The organism is Streptomyces sp. NPDC049970 (genome assembly GCF_040660235.1).
GTDB lineage: Bacteria > Actinomycetota > Actinomycetes > Streptomycetales > Streptomycetaceae > Streptomyces.
On record NZ_JBFALP010000008.1, the window covers coordinates 223,399 to 246,670 of the forward strand.

Genomic DNA, 23,272 nt, shown 5'->3' on the forward strand with positions numbered 1-23,272 from the left:
CACCTGCCGGCCCGGGAGCGGCATCCCGTGGAGGATGACCGCACCCGGGCTCCCAGGAGAGCTGCCTCCCTGTCAGCCGGAACCGCAGGCGCGGCCGTTCAGCTTGAACGACTCCGGATCCGGCGCCGGGCCCGAGGCCGAGGTGTTGAAGCCGAAGTCGACCGCCGCCCCCGGGGCGAGGCTCCGGTTCCACGACAGCGGGCGGGCGCTGACCGTGCGGCCGGACTGGGCGAACTCCGCGCTCCAGGTGTGGCTCAACCGCTGCTCGCCGGAGAGCAGCCAGGTCAGCGACCACGGCGACACCGGCTCCGAGCCGGTGTTCTCGACTCGGACCGTCACCGTCGAGCCGGTGTTCCACGGGTGCGAGGAGTACGTGACCTCGCACGTACGGGCCGGGCCGGTCTGTCCGCCCTCGCCCGCGTCGTCCAGGTAGGAGGCGACGAAGGCCAGCGGCGCGTTCCAGTTGATGGTGATCTCGTTGGTCGCCCAGGAGCCGATGTCGTCGATGTAGCACATGGCCGGTGCGCAGCCGCCCAGCTTCTCCGTCGCGACCGGATCCCCGGAGGAGGCCGCGGTGAGGTTGGGGCCGCCCGCCATCGAGCCGGGCGCCGGGTTCGGCAGGGTGGCGTCGTTCTGGTGCGCCCAGAAGCGGTGGTGCTGGTTGTGGGAGTCCCGCTCGCCGTAGCCGGTGACGTACGACCGGTTGAGCGGGTTGCGGCCGAGCAGGTAGTCGGCGCCTCCCAGTACGGCGTCCTGGTAGACGGCCTCGCCGGTCAGGTCGTGGGCCGTGGCCAGCACGATCATGTTGTTCAGGACCTGGCTGTTGGACCCCCAGACGTAGTCCTCGTCCGCGGGGGCGTACGGGAGGCCGTACGCCTGCGCGCGGGACTGCGCGGCGTAGCGGTCGGCTGCCGCGGTGACGACCGAGCGGACCTCGCCGAGCTGCGCCGATGTCAGACCGTTCGGCACGGTGGCCAGCGTGAGTACGCCGAGTCCGCCGGTGGAGCCCCACGAGATGCCGCCGCCCGCCGGGAAGACCGCGTCCGTGTCACCGTGCAGGGCGGAGGAGAGCACCGCCTGGCGGTAGGTGTCCTTGCCCGTCGTGGTGAACAGCTCGGCGGCCGCCCAGTAGAACTCGTCGCGGACGTCGTCGTCGCTGTACGCGCCACCACCGGTGCCGTCGTCCGGGTCGGCGAGCACGTCAGGGTGCTGCTTCGCCGCGGCCCACGCGGTTTCGGCGGCCCGCAGGCAGCGGTCCGCGAACTCCTCGTCGAAGGGGGCGTAGAGCCGGGCGCACTGTGCGGCCGAGGCGGCGAGGTTCAGCGTGGCGGCCGTCGACGGGGCGTGCAACTCGCGCTGCTGGGGGTCGAGATGCGGCTTCATCGGCAGCCCGGTCCACTCGGCGTCATGCATCTTGTGGTGCGCCATCCCCGCCAGCGGCTCGCCGGCCGGGACCTGCATCTTGATCAGGAAGTCCATCTCCCAGCGGGCCTCGTCCAGGATGTCGGGCACCCCGTTGTCGTGTTCGGGTACCCGGAGCCGACCGTCGCCGAGCTCCGCCGACTCGGCGTTCGGGGCGGTCAGGGTGCGCTCGTACGTGGACATCAGCTGGGCCACCGAGATCCCGCCGTTGACCACGTACTTCCCGTGGTCGCCCGCGTCGTACCAGCCGCCCGACACGTCCAGCCGGTAGTCACAGACCCCCGGCCGGCAGGGGACGTCCTTGTCGCCCTTGTTGGGCGCGACACCGATGTGGCCGGCCGGGCGCGCGTACTCCTCGCCGACCAGGTCCGCCTCGATGGGGGTGCCGCTGCGGTTGTGGTAGAAGTACGCCAGCGCGTCCGAGCGCAGCCCGTCGTAGAGGTCGCCGCGGACCGAGAACGGCTCGCTCACCTCGCCGTCGACCTCGACTGTGTAGCCGTCGCCCGCCTTGGTGAGGCCGCCGAAGTCGAAGGTGTGGACCCGCTGGAGGGAGCTGGGGTCCTCGCCCTGCGGAACCGTCCTGCCGGTGGCGGCCGTCGAGCCGTCCTCGGCCCTCACCGTCCATGCCAGGGGCGCGTCGGCATCGGTGACCACGGTGCCGTTCTTGGGGCCGTGGGGCAGGTACCCGACCTGGTTGACGCGGACGGGGGACCCGGTGTCCGGTACGTACACGGGTGGTTCGGCCCCGCCCCGCAGCGACACGTCGTCGAGGCAGAAGACCGTCGCCCGCTCGCCCCCGCCGATCTGCAACTGCACCGACGCGGCCGGGAGGTCCACCGCGGCCGTGAACGTGCGCGTCACCCGGGTCGGCTCGGAGCCCACCGGGTCCGCGGTGGCGAGCGCCGTCGTGTACGGCTCGACCGCCTCCTGCACCCGGGTCTGGGCCGTCAGGGGCACGGCTGAACTGGCCGTGAAGGAGAGCTCGTAGCTCTCGCCCGCGACGATCGGGACGTCGTTCTGGCCGACGATGACGTCCCAGGCGTTGGAGGTGCCGGCGGGTACCTGGGCGCACAGCCGTCCGTCCGACACGGCCGTGGGCGCGTTCGCCGTCCACCACCAGGGTGCGGTGCCGGCTGCGAAGTCGCCGTTGGAGATCTGCTCCGGGCCGGGTTCGGCTTCCAGGGCACCGGCCGTGCCGGGCACCGCCAGCGCCGCCGCGAACAGCAGGGCGGCGGCCGACATCCCGAACACACGTCTCCCGTAACGGGGGTGGACGCGCACGGGCCGTGCGGAGAGTGGTGAGGCATTCACCGGGGAGGCCTTTCGTCGACGGATGCGGGGGCACGGGGAGCGGGGCACGCCGATGCGTGGGAGCGCTCCCATTCGCATTGTGCGGGTGGATCGAGGATTTCGCCAGGGTCATGACAGAGGCGGCGGGTCCCGGCCGGAGAGGTCCGGGGCCCGCCGCACACGGCGACGTCTAGACGTACGGGATCTTCACGACCGCCGCGTCCGTGCCGGTCTGCACCTGCGAGGTGCCGTTGCCCAGCGCGTTCCAGACCTCCAGGCGGACCGTGCCGCCCTTGAGGTCGCCCAGGCTCCCGGTCACCGCTGCCGTGCCCGCGGCCTGGGTGTACTCCTCCCACCCCGTGACCGGGTCGGTCGCGAAGTAGCGGAAGGTCTCGGTGCGGTCGAAGGTGCCGTCGCCGGTGAGGTCGTAACTGACCCTGGCCTGCGGGGCCAGGCCCACCTTGGTCCCCGCGTCGACCCGTAGCCGGAAGGTGGTGGACGTGCCCGCCGAAAGCTTCCCGTCGACCTTCCTGACCTCGTAGACCGTCGGCTTGTACGGCGTGCCGTCCCGGTTGACGCCGTCGGCCGAGGCCAGCGTGTCGGCTCCGGCCGCGCCGTCCGTGGCGGTGGTGAGGGTGCCGCCGGACTTCAGCCGGAAGGTGTTGCCCGTGGACGGACCCGGCTCCTCGGGGTCGGGGCCGCCGCCGGTACCCGTGCCGGTGGCCGTCGAGCGTGCGGGTACGGAGAGCGTCGCACCGTCGGAGAAGGTGACGGTGCGGGCGGTGGATCCGTGGTTGTGGGCGCTGTACGTCCGGACGCCGTTCTTGGCGAAGACGGCGGAGGTCGGGATGTCCCCGCTGACTGTCATGTCAGGGGCGCCCAGGCTGTCCAGCGTGGTGATCCAGTGGTAGGTGTGCGCCTTGGACTCACCCTGCTCCGGGGTGTAGCCCGCGTTGCCCGCGTCCCACTTGGCCTTCGCCGCCGCCGGATCCGCCAGCGACTCGAACTGCCAGAGGAGGTCGCGCCACTCCACGGCCGGCCCGCCGTTCTCCCGCTCCATCTCGGCGATGTTCCGCTTGACGGCCGCCTTGGCGCGGGCCAGGTGCAGCGAACCGCCGGTGACGGGAAGGACGTTGATGCCGTGGATCTCCTCCGGATTCGCCGTCCACCAGGTGGAGTACGCGCCGCCGCTGCCCCACACCATGCCGACCGTGTCGTGCCCGAAGGAACCCGGGAAGACCTGCTGGTCGGCGTCGAACCAGTACTGCGTGATCGCTTCCGACTCGGTGGTCAGCAGGTAGCTGCCGAGGTCGCGCAGCCCGGTGTCACCCGTCGCCGACCCCCACAGGACGAGCCCGGCGCTGAGGTTGACGGACTCCGAGGAGGACTCCTGGTTGTTGCCCGCCGCGAATCCCTGGTGACCGGAGGCCCAGCTGTGGCCGGCGTACACGTCGAAGCCGCGCAGGAACGGGTACGCGGTGTCCGTGCGGCTGGGGTTCGCGGTGTCCCGTACCAGGGTCTTGACCATGGTGCCCCAGGCGGAGTCCGCGGCCCACGCCTGGTCGTACTGGGCGATGACCGCCGCCGCGTACACGTAGTAGCTGTAGTGGAAGTGGTGGTCGTTGAGCTCGGTGTCGCTGCCGTACGAAGCCGGGTAGCCGGTCAGCGTCTTCCAGTCCTTGTCGTAGCTGAACTCGGCGGCCCCGCCCGCCGTGAACCACTCCTGCAGGCGGCCCTTCATCAGGCCGAGCAGCTTGTCCCGGATGCCCGGCTGGCCGATCTGGTCGGCGACGGGCACCAGTTGGGCGAGCCGGCCGAGGGCCTTGCCGGTCCAGTATGTGTCACTGGCCCCGGAGAAGGGGTCGGAGGCGTTCGCCACCTCGTTCAGATAGCCGGTCAGCCGTGCCTTGTCGACCCCGCTCGACGCGGGGAGCGCGGGCAGCACGCCCTGGTTCCTCTGGCTGGTGGTGAAGGACGCGGACTCCCGGACCTTCATGGTCCCGCGCGGGGAGACGTACGTGTACGGCGTGAGCGAGTCGGTGGTGTGGAGCCACTGGTGGCGGTAGAGCGCCTGGATCGTGCCGCGTTCGGAGCCCTCCTTGGCCTCCGTGGTCAGGCTGTAGGTCGCCCTGACCGTGCCGCCGGCCGACTCCCAGGCCACCTTGGATCCGGTGACGAAACTGAAGGCGTACTTGCGGTAGGTCGCCAGCGCGTCCGTTGACGGCAGGACGGCGAGCGAGAAGTAGTCCTTGCCGCCGAGGCCCGCGGTGATCGTGGAACCGGAGACGGCCCAGTCGCTGCCGGTCGGGGCGAAGAGGGCGTAGTGGTGGCCGGCGACCGTGACGCCGAGGACGTTGCCGTTGTCCGCGAAGACGGTGGGGGTGCCGGCCGTGGTGATCCGGGCGTCACCGCCCGAGCCCTTGGCGTACACGAAGGGCATGCCGTGGCCGATGGTCGTGCGCAGGGTGCGGGTGCCGTCCGACCAGTAGGGGGTGACCGTCCAGTCGGACCAGTCGTCGGCCTTCGTGTCCGGCGAGTTCAGCCCGCTGAGGCCCACGGTGAGGTCGGCCTTGTGGGCGTACTCGTACTGGCGGCCCTCGCCGACGACCGCGGGTGTCGTCGGGTAGCCGACCTCGAGTCCGCCGGAGGTCGCCTGGTAGGTCAGCGGATGCCCGTACATCGGGGTGGAGTACGGGTTGTCGCCGTAGCGCTGGTAGGCGAGGGAGGACCACCAGTCGTTGGTGGGGACGGGCTTGTTCCTCGCCGCCGCCGTGACCTTGGGGGTGACGGGGGCGCCGGTGTTGGTGGTGGGGCCGGAGGTACCCGCGGGCCGGCTGTCCGTGTAACTGCCGGAGCCTGCGGGGATGGTGGCGGCCGCCGCCGGGGAGGCGGCAGGTCCCAGACCCACTGCGGCCAGGGCTATGGCCAGGATCGTCGCCGCTGCGGGTCTGGAGAGGGAGGCTTGCACGGGCAGCACCTCGTCACATGGGGGACAGAAAGCGCCTGAGAGCGCTCTCATGTGCCACGGAACGTAAAACCTTTGAAACGTAAGTGTCAATAGCGCTGACAGGAACGGGAGTTGGGCGTAACGCGGAGTCGCCGTGCGTTCGAGTGTTGACCGGGGAAGGCCCCCGGGCGGCGCTCCGGGGACAGGTTGTGGGGGCCCGCGGGCCGGTACGGGCCGGAAGTCCGCTCGCCCTCGGTGCGGGCGCCCCCCTCGTACGGGAAGCCGGGCCCGTGGCGACGGAGTCGGGGGGCGGCAGGCCGCCGATACTTTGTCCCCCCACAGATAAAAGTTCCGGCCTGTCGCGTCAAAGGGCTATCTGATGGATGGAAAAGCCATTACCTTCCTGACCTGTACCGGACAACAAGGACGCGTTCGCCTCCCTCCCAGGGCGCCCGCTTCCTCCCGGCGCGACGGCGCGCGCCTGTGCGAGACCCCTCAGCCCCGTTGACCCACGGAGGATGCGCGTGCACAGGAGACTCACCCGACCCCTCGCGGCGCTCGCCAGCACCCTGCTCGCCGCCGCGGGCGCCCTCACCGCCCAGCAGAGCCCGGCCCAAGCTGTCCCCGCAGCACCCGAGTTCCAACAGGTCACCCTCGCCAAGGGGGTGGCAGAGACCGGCGAGCCGATGACGCTCGCCGTCCTGCCCGACCGGTCCGTCCTGCACACCTCGCGGGACGGGACGCTGCGCCTCACCGACGCGGCCGGCACCACCAAGGTCGCCGGCAGGCTGGACGTCTACTCGCACGACGAGGAGGGCCTCCAGGGCGTCGGCGTCGACCCCGGCTTCACCACCAACCGCTTCGTCTACCTCTACTACGCCCCGAAGCTCTCCACCCCGTCCGGAGACGCGCCCGCGGACGGCTCGGCCGCCGACTTCGCCCCCTTCAACGGTGTCAACCGGCTCTCCCGGTTCGTGCTGAAGACGGACGGCACCCTGGACACCGCCAGTGAGAAGCAGGTGCTGGACGTCCCCGCGAGCCGCGGACTGTGCTGCCACGTCGGCGGCGACATCGACTTCGACGCCCAGGGCAACCTGTACCTCTCCACCGGCGACGACAGCAATCCCTTCGCCTCCGACGGCTACACCCCCATCGACGAGCGGCCCACCCGCAACCCGGCCTACGACGCCCAGCGCTCCGCGGGCAACACCGACGACCTGCGCGGCAAGGTGCTACGAATCAAGGTCGCCTCCGACGGGAGCTACTCCGTACCGGCGGGCAACCTCTTCGCCCCCGGCACCGCGAAGACCCGGCCCGAGATCTACGCCATGGGCTTCCGCAACCCCTTCCGGATGACCGTCGACAAGCCCACCGGCACGGTCTACCTGGGTGACTACGGCCCCGACGCGGGCACCGCGAGCGCCACCCGCGGGCCCGCCGGGCAGGTCGAGTTCAACCGGATCACCAAGGCCGGCAACTTCGGCTGGCCCTACTGCACGGGCAGGAACGACGCCTACGCCGACTACGACTTCGCCACCTCGACGTCCGGCGCCGCCTTCTCCTGCTCGGCCCCCAAGAACACCTCACCGAACAACACAGGCCTGACCGACCTCCCCCCGGTCCAGCCCGCCTGGATCCCGTACGACGGAGGCTCGGTCCCGGAGTTCGGCAGTGGTTCCGAGTCGCCCATGGGCGGCCCGGTCTACCACTACGACGCGGCCTCGACCTCCGAGGTGAAGTTTCCCGAGAGCTTCGACGGGGACTTCTTCGCGGGCGAGTTCGGCCGCAAGTGGATCAAGCGCATCGAGCAGGCCGGCGACGGCACCGTACAGTCCATCAACGCCTTCCCCTGGCAGGGCACCCAGGTCATGGACATGGCCTTCGGCCCCGACGGCGCGCTGTACGTGCTCGACTACGGCACCGGCTACTTCAACGGGGACGAGAACAGCGCGGTCTACCGCATCGAGAACGTCAGCGGCGGGCGGTCCCCGCTCGCCCAGGCCTCGGCCGACCGCACCTCGGGCAAGTCCCCGCTCGCCGTGCAGTTCTCCTCGGCCGGAACCACCGACCCCGACGGCGACCCGCTGACCTACGCCTGGAAATTCGGTGACGGCGGTACCTCGACCGCGGCGGATCCGGCGCACACCTATACCGCCAACGGGCAGTACACCGCCGAGCTGACCGTCTCCGACGGCACCGGCCGGACGGCGACCGCCTCCGTGACCGTGACGGTGGGCAACACCGCGCCCACCGTGAAGCTGGAACTGCCCATCGACGGCCGGATCGTCGACCCGGGCGCGGTGGTGCCGTTCAAGGTGACCGTCACCGACCCGGAGGACGGCACCATCGACTGCTCGAAGGTCAAGGTCACCTTCATCATCGGCCACGACAGCCACGGCCATCCGCAGACCTCGGCGAACGGCTGCTCCGGCACCGTGCAGACCATCGCAGACGGCGAGCACGACCCCAACGCCAACATCTTCGGCGTCTGGGACGCCGAGTACACCGACAAGGGAGCCAACGGGCAGCCCGCCCTGACCAGCCACGACGAGCACATCAGCCAGCCCAGCCACCGCCAGGCCGAGCACTACGGGGGCTCGGCCGGTGTGTCGGTCGTCAGCCACACCGCGGCCCGGGGCGGCAAGACCGTGGGCAACATCGAGAACGGCGACTGGATCTCCTTCAAGCCCTACGCCCTCGACAACGCCACCAAGCTGACCGCCCGCGTCTCCTCCGCCGGTGCCGGCGGCACGCTGGAGGTACGGGCTGGCTCACCCGCCGGCACCCTGCTCGGTTCCGTGGCCGTCCCCGTCACGGGAAGCTGGGAGACGTTCCAGGACGTCTCGACGAACCTGACCGACCGCCCGGCGGGCACCACCACGCTCCATCTCGTCTTCAAGGGCGGCAGTGGATCCCTCTTCGACGTGGACGAGTTCACCGTCGCCACCTCGGGATCCACCGCACCCAGGGAGGGTGCGATCACCGGTATCGGTGGCAAGTGTGTGGATGTGGATGCTGGTGCGTCGGCGGACGGGACGCAGATCCAGCTGTACACGTGCAACCGGACGGCTGCGCAGAGGTGGACGGTCGGTACGGACGGGACCTTGCGGGCGCTCGGCAAGTGCATGGACGTCAGTGGAGCCGGCACGGCGAACGGCACCAAGGTGCAGCTCTACGGGTGCAACGGTTCCGGGGCGCAGAAGTGGACTCCGCAGGGCGACGGGACGCTGAAGAACCCGGCGTCCGGCAAGTGCCTCGACGCGGAGGGTGTGTCCTCCGCCGACCGCACCAGGCTGCACCTGTGGGCCTGCGGCACCGGCGCCAACCAGAAGTGGATCCTGCCATGAGCCGACGACCGATCCGGCCTCTCCGGCGCCTCGCCTGCTGGGCCGCCTGCGGCCTGCTCGGCGCCGCCGCCCTGCCCGCCGCGGCGGCGACCGCCGCGCCCGAAGCCGCCACCCTCGGTGCCCCGGCGTCCGCCCCGGTGAAGGCGGCCGCCGCCGACCCCGGGTACGACGTCCTGGTCTTCTCCAGGACCGCCGGGTTCCGCCACTCCTCCATCGACGAAGGCGTCACCGCCCTGCGAGAGCTGGGCGCCGCCAACAACTTCACCGTCACGGCGACCGAGGACGCCGCCGCCTTCACCCCGTCGAACCTCGCCGGATACGAGGCCGTCGTCTTCCTCTCCACCACAGGCGACGTCCTCGACGCCACCCAGCAGGCCGCCTTCGAGGGGTACATGGCGGCGGGCGGCGGTTACGTCGGCGTCCACGCGGCGGCCGACACCGAGTACGACTGGAGCTGGTACGCGGGCCTGGCAGGCGCCCTGTTCCAGTCCCACCCGGCCATCCAGCCCGCCACCGTCAAGGTGGAGGACCGCGCCCACGACGCCACCGCCCACCTCGGCACCACCTGGCAGCGGACCGACGAGTGGTACAACTACCGCACCAATCCACGCACGTCGGCCCATGTCCTCGCCTCGCTCGACGAGTCCAGCTACAGCGGCGGAAGCATGAGCGGCGACCACCCGATCGCCTGGTGCAAGGACTACGCCGGCGGGCGCGCCTTCTACACCGGCGGCGGCCACACCGAGGAGTCGTACGGCGACCCGGCCTTCCGCCGCCATCTGCTCGGCGGCATCCGCTGGGCGGCCGAGCTGACCGAGGCCGACTGCCGTCCGGAGACCGGCTACACCACGCTCTACGGGACCTCGGGCACCACCGGCTGGAAGCAGGCCGGTCCGGGCTCGTTCACGGAATCCGATGCCACCCTGACCTCCCGCGGCGGCCTCGGCCTCCTCTGGTACCAGGCCAGGGAGTACACCTCGTACTCCCTGAAACTCGACTGGCGGCAGGCCGACGACGACAACTCCGGGGTCTTCGTGGGCTTCCCCGCTTCCGACGACCCCTGGTCGGCCGTCGACAACGGCTACGAGATCCAGATCGACGCCACCGACACCCCCGACCGCACCACCGGCTCCGTCTACGGCTTCAAGTCGGCCGACCTCGCCGCCCGTGACGCGGCCCTGAACCCACCGGGGGAGTGGAACACGTACGAGATCCGGGTCGAGGGCGAGCGCCTCCAGCTCTTCCTCAACGGCCGCCGGATCAACGACTTCACCAACACCGACCCCGTCCGCAGCCTCCGGCAGGGCCACATCGGCCTGCAGAACCACGGGGACGGCGACGACGTGTCCTTCCGGAACGTCCGGATCAAGGAACTCGGCGGTACGACCGGTCCTCGGGAGGGTGCGATCACCGGTATCGGTGGCAAGTGTGTGGATGTGGATGCTGGTGCGTCGGCGGACGGGACGCAGATCCAGCTGTACACGTGCAACCGGACGGCTGCGCAGAGGTGGACGGTCGGTACGGACGGGACCCTGCGGGCGCTCGGCAAGTGCATGGACGTCAGTGGAGCCGGCACGGCGAACGGCACCAAGGTGCAGGTCTACGGGTGCAACGGTTCCGGGGCGCAGAAGTGGACTCCGCAGGGCGACGGGACGCTGAAGAACCCGGCGTCCGGCAAGTGCCTCGACGCGGAGGGTGTGTCCTCCGCCGACCGCACCAGGCTGCACCTGTGGGCCTGCGGCACCGGCGCCAACCAGAAATGGGTCCTCCCCGGCTGAGTGACCCGCTCGACACCGTCATCGGCGCGGGAGGGCGCCGGTGACGGGACCGGCCGCTGCGACGGGCCGGTGACGGCGGCAGGGCGCGACGCCGAAGCGCCCTGCCGCCGTTCCTCGTACCCGGGTGTCCGCCGGTTCCCGGGGTCGTCGGCTCCGTCCGCCGCGCCCGCCGCCCGGCGCGGGCCGCCCAGGAGGTGACGGCGGAGGACCAGTTCGGCGCAGTCCCGGGTTCCCTGTGTGTCACCCGCCTGCCCCCGCCGCACTGCCCGGCGGATAGTTTGTGTGCAGGCAGGTACGCGGGCCCGTGGTGGCAGAGGTGCACGGGGGACGGGAGGTCGGGAAGAGTGTCGCTGCGCGGAGGTGATCCTGCCGAGATCGGCGGTTACCCACTTGAGGCGCGGCTCGGCTCGGGTGGCATGGGCACGGTTTTCCTGGCCCGTACGAGCTCGGGGCGACCTGTCGCCATCAAGCTGATCCACCAGCAGTTCGCGGGGGACGACGAGTTCCGCATCCGTTTCCGGCAGGAGGTGGCGGCGGCGCGGCGGGTGAGTGGCGCGTTCACCGCCGCCGTGGTCGACGCAGCCACCGAGGCCGAGCAGCCGTGGATGGCGACGACCTTTATCGAGGGGCACACGCTCGCCCAGCACATCGCGGAGAAGGGCCCGTTGGGCGGAGCGGAGCTGAGGAAGCTCGCCATCGGGCTGGCGGAGGCGCTGCGCGACATCCACCGGGTGGGTGTCGTCCACCGTGACCTGAAGCCCTCGAACGTCGTGCTCTCGCCCGAGGGCCCGCGCGTCATCGACTTCGGTATCTCGCGCGCCGTGGACCAGCAGACGCTGACCATGACGGGGCGGGTCATCGGTACGCCTCCCTTCATGTCGCCGGAGCAGTTGCAGACGCCGCGTGGTGTGGGGCCCCGGTCCGACGTCTTCTCGCTGGGGACACTGCTGGTGTACGCGGCGACGGGCCACGGGCCCTTCGACGCGGACAGCCCGTACCTGACGGCGTATCAGGTGGTGCACGAGGAGCCGTCGCTCGGTGCCGTGCCGGCGGCCCTGCGCGTGGTCGTCGAGACGTGCCTGGACAAGGAGCCCGAGGGCCGTCCCTCGGCGGACGAACTCCTCGTGCTGCTGCGGGACCTGCCCGCCGAACTCGGCGGGACCAGCACGAACGGGGCCGGTACGGGCCGTACCCGCGACATGGTCACCGAACACCACCTCGAGACGCGGGCCACCCCGGCGCCGACCGGACCGACCGCAGCCCCGGCCGGCCCTGACGCGGCGAGCACCGGCACCCGTATCGGCCGCCGAATGCGTGGCCGGTGGCGGCCCGTGCTCGCGGCCGCCGTCGCGGTGGCGGCGATCGGCGGGGGAGCCGCCGCGCTGAAGGCGGCCGGCTCCGGGGGCGACGGCAAGGGCGATGGCGACAGGGGCAGCCGCGTCGCGGCGCCGGATGCCGTGCTTCCGGACGGCTTCCAGCCGTGGCGCAGGACCGTGCCGAGCGGCGGCGAGGGCATCCCCGACGAACTGCGTTGCCTCACGCGCGGCGACGCGCTGTTCTGCGGGGGCGGAGGCGTCGTGGCGACCCGTGTCAGTGCCCGGGACGGCTCGCGGGTGTGGACGGCGAAGAGCCCGGGTGTCCCCGTCCAGGGCATGCACCTGGTGGGCGCCACCGACGACACGGTGCTCGGCTACCGCTTCGCCGCCCAGGACGCCCCGCAGGACCCTTCCAGCGAGGTGGTGGCCATCGACGCGGACAACGGCCGGGAGCTCTGGTCCGTGCCGTCCGGCGCCCAGTCGACGGCCGTCACGGGCCGGACCCGGGACGCCGTCGTGATCGGCTCCGCCGTCGTGACGGTGGACTCCTCCGACTCCCGGTTCGAGGCCCGGGACGCGCGCGGCGGCGACGTCACCTGGACGACGCCGTTCCCCGCGGGTGAGCGGTGCGCTCCGGTTCCGGTGGGTACGCGGCTCCTGGCGATGTGCGCGACGGACGCGGAGCTGGACGCCTCGGAGGTGCGCCACCCCACTCTGCACACCCTCGACCGCGCCTCGGGCGAACTGGGCGGACCCATCGAGGTCGACGGCCCCGCCGTCCCGGTGGGAGCCGCCGACGGCAGGCTCGTACTGCTCCAGGAGCACGTCGAGGGAGCGGTGCCGGTCGGGTACGACGGGGTGGCGCGGGTCGACCCGGCCTCGCGGAAGGTCACGTACTCCCGGCTCGCCAAGACGTACGAGGGGACGCCCGGCATGGCGGACGGCACCGTCTACGTGAGCGGGCAGACCGGCCTCGTCACCGCCCTCGACTCCGCGACCGGCCGGAAGAAGTGGTCACGGCAGACGAGCGTGGAGGGTGCCTCGGGTCCTGTGGCCGGAGCCGGCGCGTTGTACTTCAGCTCGGCCACCGGACGGGTGGTCGCGCTGGCGCCGCACGACGGCAGATCACTGTGGACGACACATCCGCAGGCCGACGGTCTCACGGGCGAGCAGGGTGCGAGCCCGCGCGTGGCCGTTGCGGGGCGTGCGGTGATCGTGGCGGCCGACGGGAACACCCTCTTCGCCTTCGACGCGCAGAAGCCGCCGAAGGCGGGCTGACCCCGGCGGCCCGTGCAAGGCCCGTGCGCCCGTGCGGTACGGCGGTCCGTCACCCCTGAGGTCGGGGGGCTTCCGCCGTCTCACCGAGGAGTTCGGCGAGGCGGCGGTCTCCGGGGGCGCAGGCCAGGCGGAGTCGTTCCATCTGCCCGGCGGAGAGCCGGGCCGCCGCGCCGGCCCGCTTCCGGTCCACCTGCCCCGCGATCCGCGCGGCCCACTCCTCCGGCTCGGCGAGGCCCACGAAGCGGCCGAACGTGGTCAGTCGAGGCACCGGATCGGCGACCACGGCGTCGTAGGAGAGGTGCAGCAGCCGCTCCGGCGGCAGCCCGGCGAAGTGCCGGAGCGCCCCGGTGGCACGCGACCACATGTCACCGAACCGGACCAGGGGGATGTCGGTGCCCGTGAGCGTCGCCGCGTCCAGGCTGCCGGGGGCGAACGGCCGCAGCCGTTCGGGAAGCAGCTCCGAGTGCCGGGGGTCCGGGCTCCGGTAGGGGTCCACGCCCAGTTCCGCTCGCATGTCCCCGATCAGCACCCCCAACCGGAACAACGGGTGGCGGCTCATCGACACCGCGGAGTCCGGGCCGTCCCTGTACATGTGGACGAAACGTGCCTCCGGGAAATGGGTGAGCAGTGTCGGAAGAAACCGCAGCGAGGCTCCGGAACGCTCGACCACGACATCCCTGCCGCACGAGGAAGCCCACCAGGAGAAGAGCCGCAGGTACTGGTGGGAAACCGGTGCGGGGGGCCAGCCGGTCACCTCGGCGCGTATTCGGTCGTGCATCCCGTCCGGGTCATCGGTGAGCGGTGGAAGTGTCATCAGGCTGATGGCGGGCACTTCACCGGCCGCATAACGGCCCGTGCCGATCGGATACCGGTACTCCGGCACCTTGACCCCGTGCCTCATGAGCACGTTCGGCTTCAGGCGCGGGGTGCCGAGCAGTTTCCAGAAGGCCGTTCCGTCCAGTGTGCCGTCCGGGAAGGCGCCGGGGTCGAGGCAGGCGAAGAACTCGCTCAGACTCAAGGCGCCTGGGTGCTGGTTCACCAGGTCGGACAGCATCGTCGACCCACAGCGTCCCGTACCCAGGACCACGGTCAGCGGCACCTGCGGATCTTTGTCTCGCATTCTGTCGAATCCTCTTCCGTGACTCTTGTCCGGCTCTCGTGATTCCCCGGAAAGGGGATCCGCAAGACGATTCCGTCAGGAATGTCCGAGTGGCGTGACCACTGGCTGGAACAGCCGTTGACCCAGCCTGCACGACCCATTTAGTGTGCATCGGCGATCGGGTTCCGCAGGTAATCCGAAAGAGCGAGAAAAGAGGTCGCCGATGTCGGTCCCGCTTCAGCCTTCTCAGAACATCTGCAAATCCGTCGGATGCTCGCACATCGGTGACGGAGTCATTCTTGTGGAGTTCTCCGGGGCGCACGAGCAGAATCCGTTCAGCCGCGCACGGATGCAGGAACTGACCGCGCTCATGCACGACATCGACCAGGACACCTCCGTCCGTGCCGTCGTGCTCCACGGAGGGCCCGGCCGTTCCTTCGGAGTGGGCGGTGACTTCAACGAGGTCTCCGCGTTCACCGGCGGGGACGAGGTCAACGACTGGATCGACGACATCACCGATCTCTACACGGCGATCGCGGGCATCTCCAAGCCGGTGGTGGCCGCCATAGACGGCTACGCCATCGGCATCGGCCTGCAGATCGCCCTCTGCTGCGACTACCGCGTGGCCGCGGAGAACGCCCGGCTGGTGATGCCGGAACTGCGGGTCGGCATCGCCTGCAACTTCGGCGGTTTCATGCTGCGTTACACCGTCGGCACCTCCGTCATGCAGCGGATGCTCTACACCTGCGAGGAGTGGCCGGCCGACCGGGCGCTCGCGGACGGTCTGCTCCACGAGGTACGCACCCGCGAGGAGGTCCTGGACCGCGCCGTGGAACTGGCCCGCACCATCGCCGGTTACACCCCGGCCGCGGTGCAGGGGACCCGGCCGCGGGTGAACGCGCCGTTCGTCGAAGGACTGGAGCGAGTACGGGCCGAGGCCAAGGAGTCGCACCGCAGGGCGTTCGGCGCGGGCGAGGCCCAGGCCCGGATGCGGCGCATCATCGGGAAGGACTGAACGGTAGGGGACCTGCCCGGCGGCGTCCTCAGCCATGGCCGACGGTGCGCCGGACGTCGTCCCAGCGGGACTCCACCCGCCAGCCGAGCCGCCGGTACAGGGCGCGTGCCCGGACGTTCTCCCGGTCCACGGTGAGGACCATCCCGGTCCGGCCCCGGCGCCGCGCCTCGCCCAGTGCCCACACCAGCAGCACGGCCCCCAGGCCCCTGCCGCGCACCGACGGGTCGATGCCGAGCTGCCGCACGTAGGCCACCCCGCGGCTGTCCAGCATCCGGTCGGTGATGTTCACGAACCCCACGACCCGGTCGTCGAGTTCGAGCAGCGCGCACTGCTCCGGGTCGACCCCGGGGTCGGACCGGTACCACCGTGCCCAGGCCTCGAAGGAGTCCTCCTCCTTGCCTGCCTCCTCGGCGGCGTACGCCTGGTTCTTCGCGCGGTGGAAGGCGCGCAGGTCCGCCTCCTCGCGCAGCGGGCGCACCACCGCGCCGGGAACCACGGGTGCGGCCGGGAGGGGGGTGTCGTCCAGTGCGACCGACATGCGCCGGTAGGCGCGGGGCGAGCCGAAGCCGTGGTCCCGCAGCGCCGCACGGGTGGTGTGCTCGCCCTCGGAGGCGAAGCAGGACAGCGTCGCCCGCTCCGCGCCCTCCGGTCCGCCGAGCGCCTCCCGGCAGCGGGCGACGGCGAAGTCGAGCAGCCCCGTCCCGTCGTCCCGGGTGGCCCGCGGCCCCAGGACCAGCTCGACGACCCAGCCGGCCACACCCGAGGTGCGGCCGACCCACGCGGCGCCGACCACGTCCCCGCCGGGGCCCAGGCACAGCCGGGCGTCACGCGCGGGATCCGCGCCGGGGGCCGTGAGCCGTCCCTCGATCCACCCCCGTGTCGTCTCCGCCCTGCCCAGGGCCGCCAGGTCCCGGGCGCGGGCCAGCCGCCAGACGGTGTCGGTGTGGACCTCGGGGTCGAGCGGGCGCAGGTCCGGCGTCCGGCTCGCCCGCGAGGCCCTGCCGGGGGACTCGCCCGTGGCCGCTGCCGTCACCGCCCGCCTCCCGCCGTACCGGGGCGGCGCGGCAGCGAGTAGACGTAACTGACGGCGCGCCGCTGCCCCTCGGTGCGGTTCGCGGAGGAGGTGTGCGCGGTGAAGGCCCGGAAGAGGACGGCCGAACCGGCGCGCCGGGGCAGGGTCACCGGCGTCAGGTCGGGCCACAGCCGGTCGATGTCCAGCGACGGTTCGCGGGGGGAGGCGAACAGGTCCTCACGGTCGATGCCGTGCGGCTCCTGCACGACGCGGTCGCGGTGGGAGCCGGGCAGGAAGCGGAGGCAGCCGTTGTCCTCGCGGGCGTCGTCCACGGCGATCCAGATGGTGAAGACGTCCTCGTAGGTCTCGTAGAACTCCTCCTTGAGGAAGAGCGCGTCCTGGTGCCAGGGCTTCTCCGAGCCGACCTCCGAGGGCTTGGCCCACAGGTAGCTGTTGTAGAAGTCGCCGCGCAGACCGTGCAGCGGCTCCACCACTCCCTCGTTGAGACCGAGCAGTTCGGGGACCTTCGCCAGTTCCGGGGAGTGCTCGTGGGCATGGCCCACCACCCGCACCTTGCCGGGGATGCCCTCCCTCCCCTCGGCGCGGGCCGCCCAGCCGCCGCCCTCCCCCTCGGCCTCCAGCTGCCAGCCCTGGCTGCTGTGGCGCATACGCCGGGTCCGCTCGATCAGGTCGTCGCAACCGCGGCGCATGACCGCCAGGACCGGTTCGGGGACGAGATCGTCGAGTGGGACGAACCCGCGTTCGTCCAGTTCGCGGACCAGTTCTTCCACCGGCCGACCGAGCTGCATCCCTGTCACCCTCCGGTACGCGTGAGCCTGCTGTCGCACGATGCCGTACCGCTCGACTATGTGCCGCCCCTCCGGACGGCGGCAACGCATCCACGAAGACGGATCGAGACACGCCTCAAATGGCATAGGACGGATGGCGGAGAGAGGGCTGCGGCCGTCCGGCGAGCCGTGCACCCTGGGAACCAGGAACAGCAGGGGCCCGTCGGCCCGTTGCCCGAAGGCGAGGGGGAGACCGTGACAGAGGTGTCGGGGATCGTCGTCGACTGGGGCGGCGTCCTCACCCGGTCCTTCGCCGAGGGCATCGCCGAGTGGGCGGCCGCCGAGGGGGTGGACGCCGCGGAGTTCCAGGCCGCTCTGGGACGGCTTCTGGGGCCGCGGGCGGTGCCCGGTCCGGCGTCGCGGCAGTTCCACCTGGTGGAGCGGGGCGAGTTGCCGGTGGCCGAGTTCGAGGCGACGCTGGCCGCTCTGGTCCGCAGGGCCGACGGCTCGCACCCCGTCGCGGAGGGCCTGGTGGAACGGATGTTCGCGCCGTTCACCGATGAGCCGGCCATGGTGGGTCTGCTGCGGGCACTGCGTGACGCGGGCCTGAAGGTCGCCCTGCTGTCCAACTCCTGGGGACACACCTACGACCGGCGAGTCTGGGACGGGCTGTTCGACGCCGTGGTGATCTCCTGCGAGGTCGGCATGCGCAAACCCGAGCCGGAGATCTTCCGGCACACCGCCCGGCTGCTGGACCGCCGACTGGAGGACTGCGTCCTGGTGGACGACCTCGGACGCAACGTCCGGGCCGCCCGGGCGATCGGGATGGCAGCCGTCCACCACCGGACAGCGCCGGAGACGGCCCTCGCCCTGGAACCCCTGCTGGCCCCTGCCGGGCGCCGGGCCCTGGAGCACCTCAGGGAGATGCCGTCCGGGCACTGACCGGGGAACGCACCGGTCCGGCGCCGGCCCGCGCGGGTGGCCGGCCGGCCGCGGGGACGGGAGCGGAATCGCCTTCGCGCAGGTGGTTCACCAAGGCGTCGAGCCGGTGCTCCGCCGGGCCCGTGCAGGCCAGCAGCCGACGCGCGGTGGCCGAGAGCGAGGTGCCCCGGGCCGTGCTGTGCACCAGCGACAGACCGCAGCTCGCCTCTAGCCGGTGGATACGGCGGGTCAGCGCGGGCTGTGTGACCAGCAGGGCCGAAGCCGCCTGGTTGAGACTGCCGGTCCGGCCGATCACCCGGAGCAGGTGCAGGTGTTCCGGCTCGAAGCCGCCGCTGCGGTCCGCCGCGGACCAGCGCAACTCCGACAGCAGAACCGGCGGAGGCGCCGTCTGCCCGGTCGCCGGGGCGCAGTGGTCCCCGCTGTGCGGAGTCCGGTCCCGGTGCGTGCCCGCCGGGACCGCCCCGGGTGCCGCAGTCCGCAGCGCGTACAGCCTGCGCAGCCAGGCGCACAGGTCCTCGGCGAGCGGCTCAGGGATCGCCAGCGGGTCGACCGCCAGCCGTAGCCTCCGGACGAACTTCTGGCGCAGCGGCCGCAGCACCACGCCCGGTCCGGCACCGCCGCCGAGGGTCGAGGGGGAGACCAGCGCGATGCCGTACCCACGGCGCACCAGGTCGAGGGCGGCTCCCTGGGACCGCACCGTGAAGCTGACCGGCGGGACCGGCGTGAGCCGGGAGAGCGCCCAGCCCTGGTCGTCACCGGAGTCGCCGCCGACCACGGCCACCCATTCCGTGCGGGCGAGATCCCGCAGGTCCAGGATCTCCTGCGCGGCGAGAGGATGTCCGAGGGGCAGGGCGATCTGCTGGGGCTCCTCCGCGACGGTCCGTACCAGGACGCCGCCACGCCGCGCCATCGGCCGCCGCGCCGTCTCCCAGCCGAGAGCCGCGTCGGCGGCGTACCGCTCGAACCGCTGCCAGACCCGGTGGCAGTCGTCCGGCACTATGTCGAACACCACGTCGGGGAATCGGCCCGCCAGATGCCGGTCGAGGCCGTACGCCCACTCCGTGCCCACCGCGAACTCCACCACGGGCAGCCGGCTCGCCGCGTCGGACCCGTGGTGGGTGGTGGCGATCGCGAAGTCGATCGCGGCCAGCAGCCGCCGCCCCACGTGCAGCACGGCGTGCCCCGCCTCGGTGGGTTCGGTACCGGTGGCACCGCGGGTCACCAGCAGGGTGCGCAGCCGGCGTTCGAGTTTGACGAGCCGACGGCTGGCGGACGACTGCGTCATGCGGCCGTCCCGCTCGACCGCGTGCAGACTGCCGTGGTCGGCCACCGCCTGGAGCAGGACCACGTCCGAACGGCGCAGGTCGAACATCCGGCTCTCCTCTCTCCCACGGCCCGGTCCCGCCTCGTCACGGCTGGTACCTGCCGATTCCACGTGGAACCCGGTCCACGGTAGGTCGGCGGCGGCCCGGCGGAACCCGGCCTTCAGGTGGTTGGCCGAATCGGGCGGGAGGTGTGGCCGGGCGGCACCGGCACGTCCTGCCGGGGCACGGGTGTACGGGCGAAGAGGAACGCCGCGCCCACCGCGACGAGGGCCAGCACGGCGGAACCGGTGAACACGGTGCGGTACCCGTCGGCCGAGGGATGGGCGGACGCACCGCCCGAGACCGCCAGCACCATGGAACCGACCTGCACTCCGAAGGCTCCGCCGAGGTTGCGCAGCACGCCGTTCAGGCCGACCGTCACCGCCGTCGACCCGCTCGGCGAGGCCTGCACCAGCAGCTCCGCCATGGCCCCGCCCAGCAGGCCGGTGGCCAGGCCGTTCAGGGCCGTACCCAGGGCCAGGCCCGCGGCGCCGGAGGGCAGGAGGGCGAACACGACGGGACCGGCCGCGAACAGGACGGTGCTCGCGCCCATGAGCGTGCGGGCGGTCGCCCTCCCCGACTCCCGCAGCCAGCCCGACAGCAGCCCACCGGACAGCGCGCCGACCTGCATGGGCAGCATGACCAGGGTCAGGACGGCACCGCCCGCGCCGAGGCCGTACCCCGTGTCGCGTGGGGCCGCCACCAGGGCGGGCGCGAGTACGCCGATCTGGAACATCACCAGCCCGGTCAGCAGGCTGACCAGGTTGAGGCAGAGGAGCGGCCGGCGGGACATCAGCCGCATGTCCAGCACCGGTTCCGGGGAACGGCGTTCCACCCGGACCAGGAGGACGCAGCCCGCCGCCCCGAGTACCAGCAGCACCGCGCCGGTCACCGAGCCGGGGCCCTCCTGGCCGTACCGGGTCAGCGCCAGCAGCAGGCAGGTGCTGACGGTGCCGAGGAGCAGCAGCCCGGGTACGTCGATCCGGGTGGCCGGCCGCCGCGGTGTCTCGGGCAGCACCAGAGCACCCGCCACCAGCAGCACCACGGCGAGGAGCGCGGCCGCCGCGAACAGCCAGCGCACGGCCGACAGGCCGCCCCCGAACAGGCCCGCCAGCACGATGCCCACACCGCCGCCCGTGCCGAAGGCCGCGGACAGCAGACCCGAAGGGCCGGACAGCGACCGTCGGGGGAAGCCCTCCCGCAGCAGGCCGACGCACAGCGGGAAGAGACCGGCGGCCACCCCCTGCACCAGGCGCGCGACGAGCAGCACGGTGAACGACGCGGTGAGCGCAGCCACCACGGACGCGACCGCCACCACCGACAGGACACAGAGCAGTACCGAGCGCCGGCCGTACAGGTCGCCCAGCCGACCCACGACGGGGGCGGCGACACAGCCGGCGAGCAGGTGTCCGGAGACCACCCACGCGGCCGTCGAGCCGGACACACCGAACGCTTCCTGGAACTGTGGCAGCAGGGTCGCCACGCCGAGCTGGAGCAGCGCGAACAGGCCGCAGGCCCCGGCGAGAACGGCCAGCGCCGCACGGTGCGGCAGTGCGCCGGCCGGAGCGTCGGGGCCCGCGGTCACCGCTGCTCGCTGAGCACGTGCTCCGCCACCGGCGTCACCTCGGCGGACTCGAAGCGGTGGCGGTAGTGGCCGATCCGCGAGACCGGGTAGCTCGGGCCGATCGCCGCCAGCGCGAACGCCTTCAGGTCACCCGGTGCCGGGCGGAAGCGGCCGTTCGCCCCGAACCGCTGGTCGGTGTAGTCCACCCGGACACGGCGCGCACGCAGCGGGCCGCCGCCGAAGTAGTGGGGCCAGTCGTGCTCGTACTCGGCGGACTTGCCGTGCTCCGGGTCGTAGTCCGGGCGCAGCATGACGTCCCGCTGGAAACGCAGTACGTCGCGCAACCGCTTGTCCTGGTCCGGGTCGAGGCCGAGGGCGCGGAGGTAGTCGCGCAGTTCGTCGTGGAACCGGTCGAACTCCGTCGCCACCCGCAGCCAGCCCCAGTTGTCGATCGTCCAGCCCCGTCGTCTGCCGAACGGGGCGAGGTGGGTGGCCAGGTCGGGCTGGCTGGCGACCAGGTTGGCCAGCGGCAGCGTCGGGATGTCGATGTAGTCCTGGTACAGGCTGCGCATGCGCAGGTAGAGGGAGCCGATGAAACTGGTGGGCCGGGCGGTGAAGTGGTTCTGCAGCCCCTCGTAGAAGGCGGTGTAGCCGATCCCGTGCTCCTGCCGGAGGTAGACCGACAGGTGGCGGGTGTAGCAGCCGTTGTGCAGGAACTGCACCGCCTGCACGAAGGCGAAGGACTCGACCCATTCGTCACGGGGCATGGCGCTGGTCTCCATGACCATGTCCATCGTCTCCGCCTCGTCGTCCGGGGTGTCGGGCCGCTCGGCGTAGAGGCGCTTGGGCACCGTGCGCAGGCCGTGTCCGGAGATCTTCTCCGGGGTGTTGATCGGCGCGTTGGGCAGGATGCCGAACTCGTAGACGCGGATGTCCTCGTGGTTGCCGGCCTCCAGGAGCGAGCCGATGCCGTCGCGGAAGGTGCGCGCGGTCTCCAGGGGAAGTCCCAGGATCAGCTCGGTGTAGGTGTGGATGTTCTCGACGGCGTACCGCTGCTGCAGTTTGCGGTAGTTGTCGAGGCCGATGTTCTTGCGGTCGATGGCCTCCAGGACGTCCATGTCGGTGCTCTGCATGGACAGCGTGGTGCCCATCAGCAGGTCCGCGTCGTGCCAGGCCTTGCTGATCTCGAAGACCCGGTCGTTGGAGTTCTTGGCGAAGTTGACCCGGATCTGCTTCGGCGCGCCGGCCTCCGCGCGGACCTCCGCCAGCGCGTGCGCGATCTCCAGGTCGCGGGGCATGATGCCGAAGTTGGCGTCGCAGATGAACAGGTCCTCCACGTCGTTGCGGGCGAACCACTCGATCTCGTGCTGGAGGCGGTCCTCGTCGAACTTCCGCAGCGCGCTCATCGTCGCCGACCCCCAGTCGCAGAAGGCGCAGGAGTACGGGCAGCCGCGGTTGGTCTCCCACAGTGCGTAGAAGCGCAGGCCGCGCTGCCGGCAGGTCTCCACGGCCCCGTCCATCACCCCGTCGAGGTAGGGACTCGGGGTCTCGATCCGCCGCGGCAGCCGTCTGGCGGGCGGGCCGGCGACCGGCGCGTCGCCGTTGTTCACCGTCACGCCGGGTACGCCGGTGTAGTCGGGGCGGTCCGAGAGCCGCGTGGACAGCAGCTCCCGGAAGGCCACCTCGCCCTCACCGTGCGCCAGCACGTCGACGTAGGGGTGGCGGGTGAAGAAGTCGCCCACCCGGTCCGGCACGTGCGGACCTCCGGCCACCACGAGCATGTCCGGATAGCGCTCCTTGAGGATCTTCGCCACCTTCATCTGCCGGCGGAAGTTCCACACGTAGCAGGACAGGGCCAGGACGTCCGGCTCGGTGATGCCGTCCGCCATCTCCCGCACGGGGGCGACGAGGAACAGCGGCTCCTGGAAGTCGTAGGAGGCCGCGATGTGTTCGTCCTGCTCCGCGTAGGTGCGCAGCAGGCCGGCGACCAGGGGGAGGAAGGGCACCGCGTTGAGGCCGATGAAGTACACCTTGCGGCGGCGGGAGGATTCGGCGGACATGTTCGGGTCACGGCTCCTCGTGGTCGGGTCTGCTCAGCGTCGGGACGGCA

General features: G+C 71.7%; 13 protein-coding genes. 5 read left to right on the top strand and 8 right to left on the bottom strand.

Annotated elements, in window-relative coordinates:
* Positions 1-72 precede the first annotated feature (72 nt).
* Both AB0I83_RS17675 and AB0I83_RS17680 read right to left on the bottom strand, forming a co-directional pair.
* On the bottom strand, positions 73-2,664 hold the full coding sequence (locus AB0I83_RS17675) for a glycoside hydrolase family 9 protein (protein ID WP_363305232.1): 2,592 nt from the start codon (positions 2,662-2,664) through the stop codon (positions 73-75).
* A gap of 238 nt (positions 2,665-2,902) precedes the next feature.
* Entirely contained in the window at positions 2,903-5,731 is a 2,829-nt protein-coding gene (locus AB0I83_RS17680) for a glycosyl hydrolase (RefSeq protein WP_363305182.1), read from the bottom strand.
* Positions 5,732-6,183: 452 nt separating this feature from the next.
* Between AB0I83_RS17680 and AB0I83_RS17685 the strand changes: the two genes are divergently transcribed.
* From AB0I83_RS17685 to AB0I83_RS17695, 3 genes are all read left to right on the top strand, one after another.
* A complete protein-coding gene (locus tag AB0I83_RS17685) occupies positions 6,184-9,006 on the top strand; it encodes a PQQ-dependent sugar dehydrogenase (RefSeq protein WP_363305183.1) in 2,823 nt (940 codons plus the stop codon).
* Positions 9,003-10,784, top strand: coding sequence for a ThuA domain-containing protein (locus AB0I83_RS17690; protein ID WP_363305184.1), 1,782 nt, complete (start codon positions 9,003-9,005; stop codon positions 10,782-10,784). Before AB0I83_RS17685 ends, AB0I83_RS17690 begins: the two co-directional genes overlap by 4 nt.
* Before the next feature lie 344 nt (positions 10,785-11,128).
* The gene (locus tag AB0I83_RS17695) at positions 11,129-13,378 is read left to right on the top strand and encodes a serine/threonine-protein kinase (protein ID WP_363305185.1); all 2,250 of its coding nucleotides are present in this window, start codon (positions 11,129-11,131) and stop codon (positions 13,376-13,378) included.
* 49 nt (positions 13,379-13,427) lie between these two features.
* Here the strand turns inward: AB0I83_RS17695 and AB0I83_RS17700 are convergent, their stop codons facing one another.
* A complete protein-coding gene (locus AB0I83_RS17700; protein WP_363305186.1) occupies positions 13,428-14,498 on the bottom strand; it encodes a hypothetical protein in 1,071 nt (356 codons plus the stop codon).
* Positions 14,499-14,778: 280 nt separating this feature from the next.
* Here AB0I83_RS17700 and AB0I83_RS17705 point away from each other — a divergent pair, with 280 nt between their 5' ends.
* Positions 14,779-15,492 (top strand): enoyl-CoA hydratase/isomerase family protein, encoded by a 714-nt coding sequence (locus AB0I83_RS17705; protein ID WP_363305187.1) that lies wholly within the window; start codon positions 14,779-14,781, stop codon positions 15,490-15,492.
* 28 nt (positions 15,493-15,520) lie between these two features.
* Here the strand turns inward: AB0I83_RS17705 and AB0I83_RS17710 are convergent, their stop codons facing one another.
* The gene (locus tag AB0I83_RS17710) at positions 15,521-16,525 is read right to left on the bottom strand and encodes a GNAT family N-acetyltransferase (protein WP_363305188.1); all 1,005 of its coding nucleotides are present in this window, start codon (positions 16,523-16,525) and stop codon (positions 15,521-15,523) included.
* Positions 16,522-17,313 carry a phytanoyl-CoA dioxygenase family protein gene (locus AB0I83_RS17715; protein ID WP_356535565.1) on the bottom strand — a complete coding sequence of 264 codons (792 nt, stop codon included), beginning with the start codon at positions 17,311-17,313 and terminating at the stop codon, positions 16,522-16,524. The genes AB0I83_RS17710 and AB0I83_RS17715 overlap by 4 nt, the downstream gene beginning before the upstream one ends.
* Before the next feature lie 234 nt (positions 17,314-17,547).
* Here AB0I83_RS17715 and AB0I83_RS17720 point away from each other — a divergent pair, with 234 nt between their 5' ends.
* Complete coding sequence (locus AB0I83_RS17720; RefSeq protein ID WP_363305189.1) at positions 17,548-18,234, top strand: HAD family phosphatase; 687 nt, start codon at positions 17,548-17,550, stop codon at positions 18,232-18,234.
* Here AB0I83_RS17720 and AB0I83_RS17725 read toward each other — a convergent pair.
* The 3 genes from AB0I83_RS17725 to AB0I83_RS17735 form a co-directional block, all read right to left on the bottom strand.
* Entirely contained in the window at positions 18,209-19,606 is a 1,398-nt protein-coding gene (locus AB0I83_RS17725) for a LysR family transcriptional regulator (protein ID WP_363305190.1), read from the bottom strand. The genes AB0I83_RS17720 and AB0I83_RS17725 overlap by 26 nt on opposite strands.
* 113 nt (positions 19,607-19,719) lie before the next feature.
* Positions 19,720-21,183, bottom strand: coding sequence for an MFS transporter (locus AB0I83_RS17730; RefSeq protein WP_363305191.1), 1,464 nt, complete (start codon positions 21,181-21,183; stop codon positions 19,720-19,722).
* Positions 21,180-23,222: a cobalamin-dependent protein gene (locus tag AB0I83_RS17735; protein ID WP_363305192.1), complete on the bottom strand. Its 2,043-nt coding sequence runs from the start codon at positions 23,220-23,222 to the stop codon at positions 21,180-21,182. Before AB0I83_RS17735 ends, AB0I83_RS17730 begins: the two co-directional genes overlap by 4 nt.
* Between the last annotated feature and the right edge of the window lie 50 nt (positions 23,223-23,272).

Bases quoted from the DNA above. Each gene is read 5' to 3' on its own strand.
- AB0I83_RS17725 (WP_363305190.1), bottom strand. From the start codon at position 19,606: ATGTTCGACCTGCGCCGTTCGGACGTGGTCCTGCTCCAGGCGGTGGCC.
- AB0I83_RS17690 (WP_363305184.1), top strand. From the start codon at position 9,003: ATGAGCCGACGACCGATCCGGCCTCTCCGGCGCCTCGCCTGCTGGGCC.
- AB0I83_RS17675 (WP_363305232.1), bottom strand. From the start codon at position 2,664: ATGTCGGCCGCCGCCCTGCTGTTCGCGGCGGCGCTGGCGGTGCCCGGC.
- AB0I83_RS17680 (WP_363305182.1), bottom strand. From the start codon at position 5,731: ATGAGAGCGCTCTCAGGCGCTTTCTGTCCCCCATGTGACGAGGTGCTG.
- AB0I83_RS17700 (WP_363305186.1), bottom strand. From the start codon at position 14,498: ATGCGAGACAAAGATCCGCAGGTGCCGCTGACCGTGGTCCTGGGTACG.
- AB0I83_RS17735 (WP_363305192.1), bottom strand. From the start codon at position 23,222: ATGTCCGCCGAATCCTCCCGCCGCCGCAAGGTGTACTTCATCGGCCTC.
- AB0I83_RS17715 (WP_356535565.1), bottom strand. From the start codon at position 17,313: ATGCAGCTCGGTCGGCCGGTGGAAGAACTGGTCCGCGAACTGGACGAA.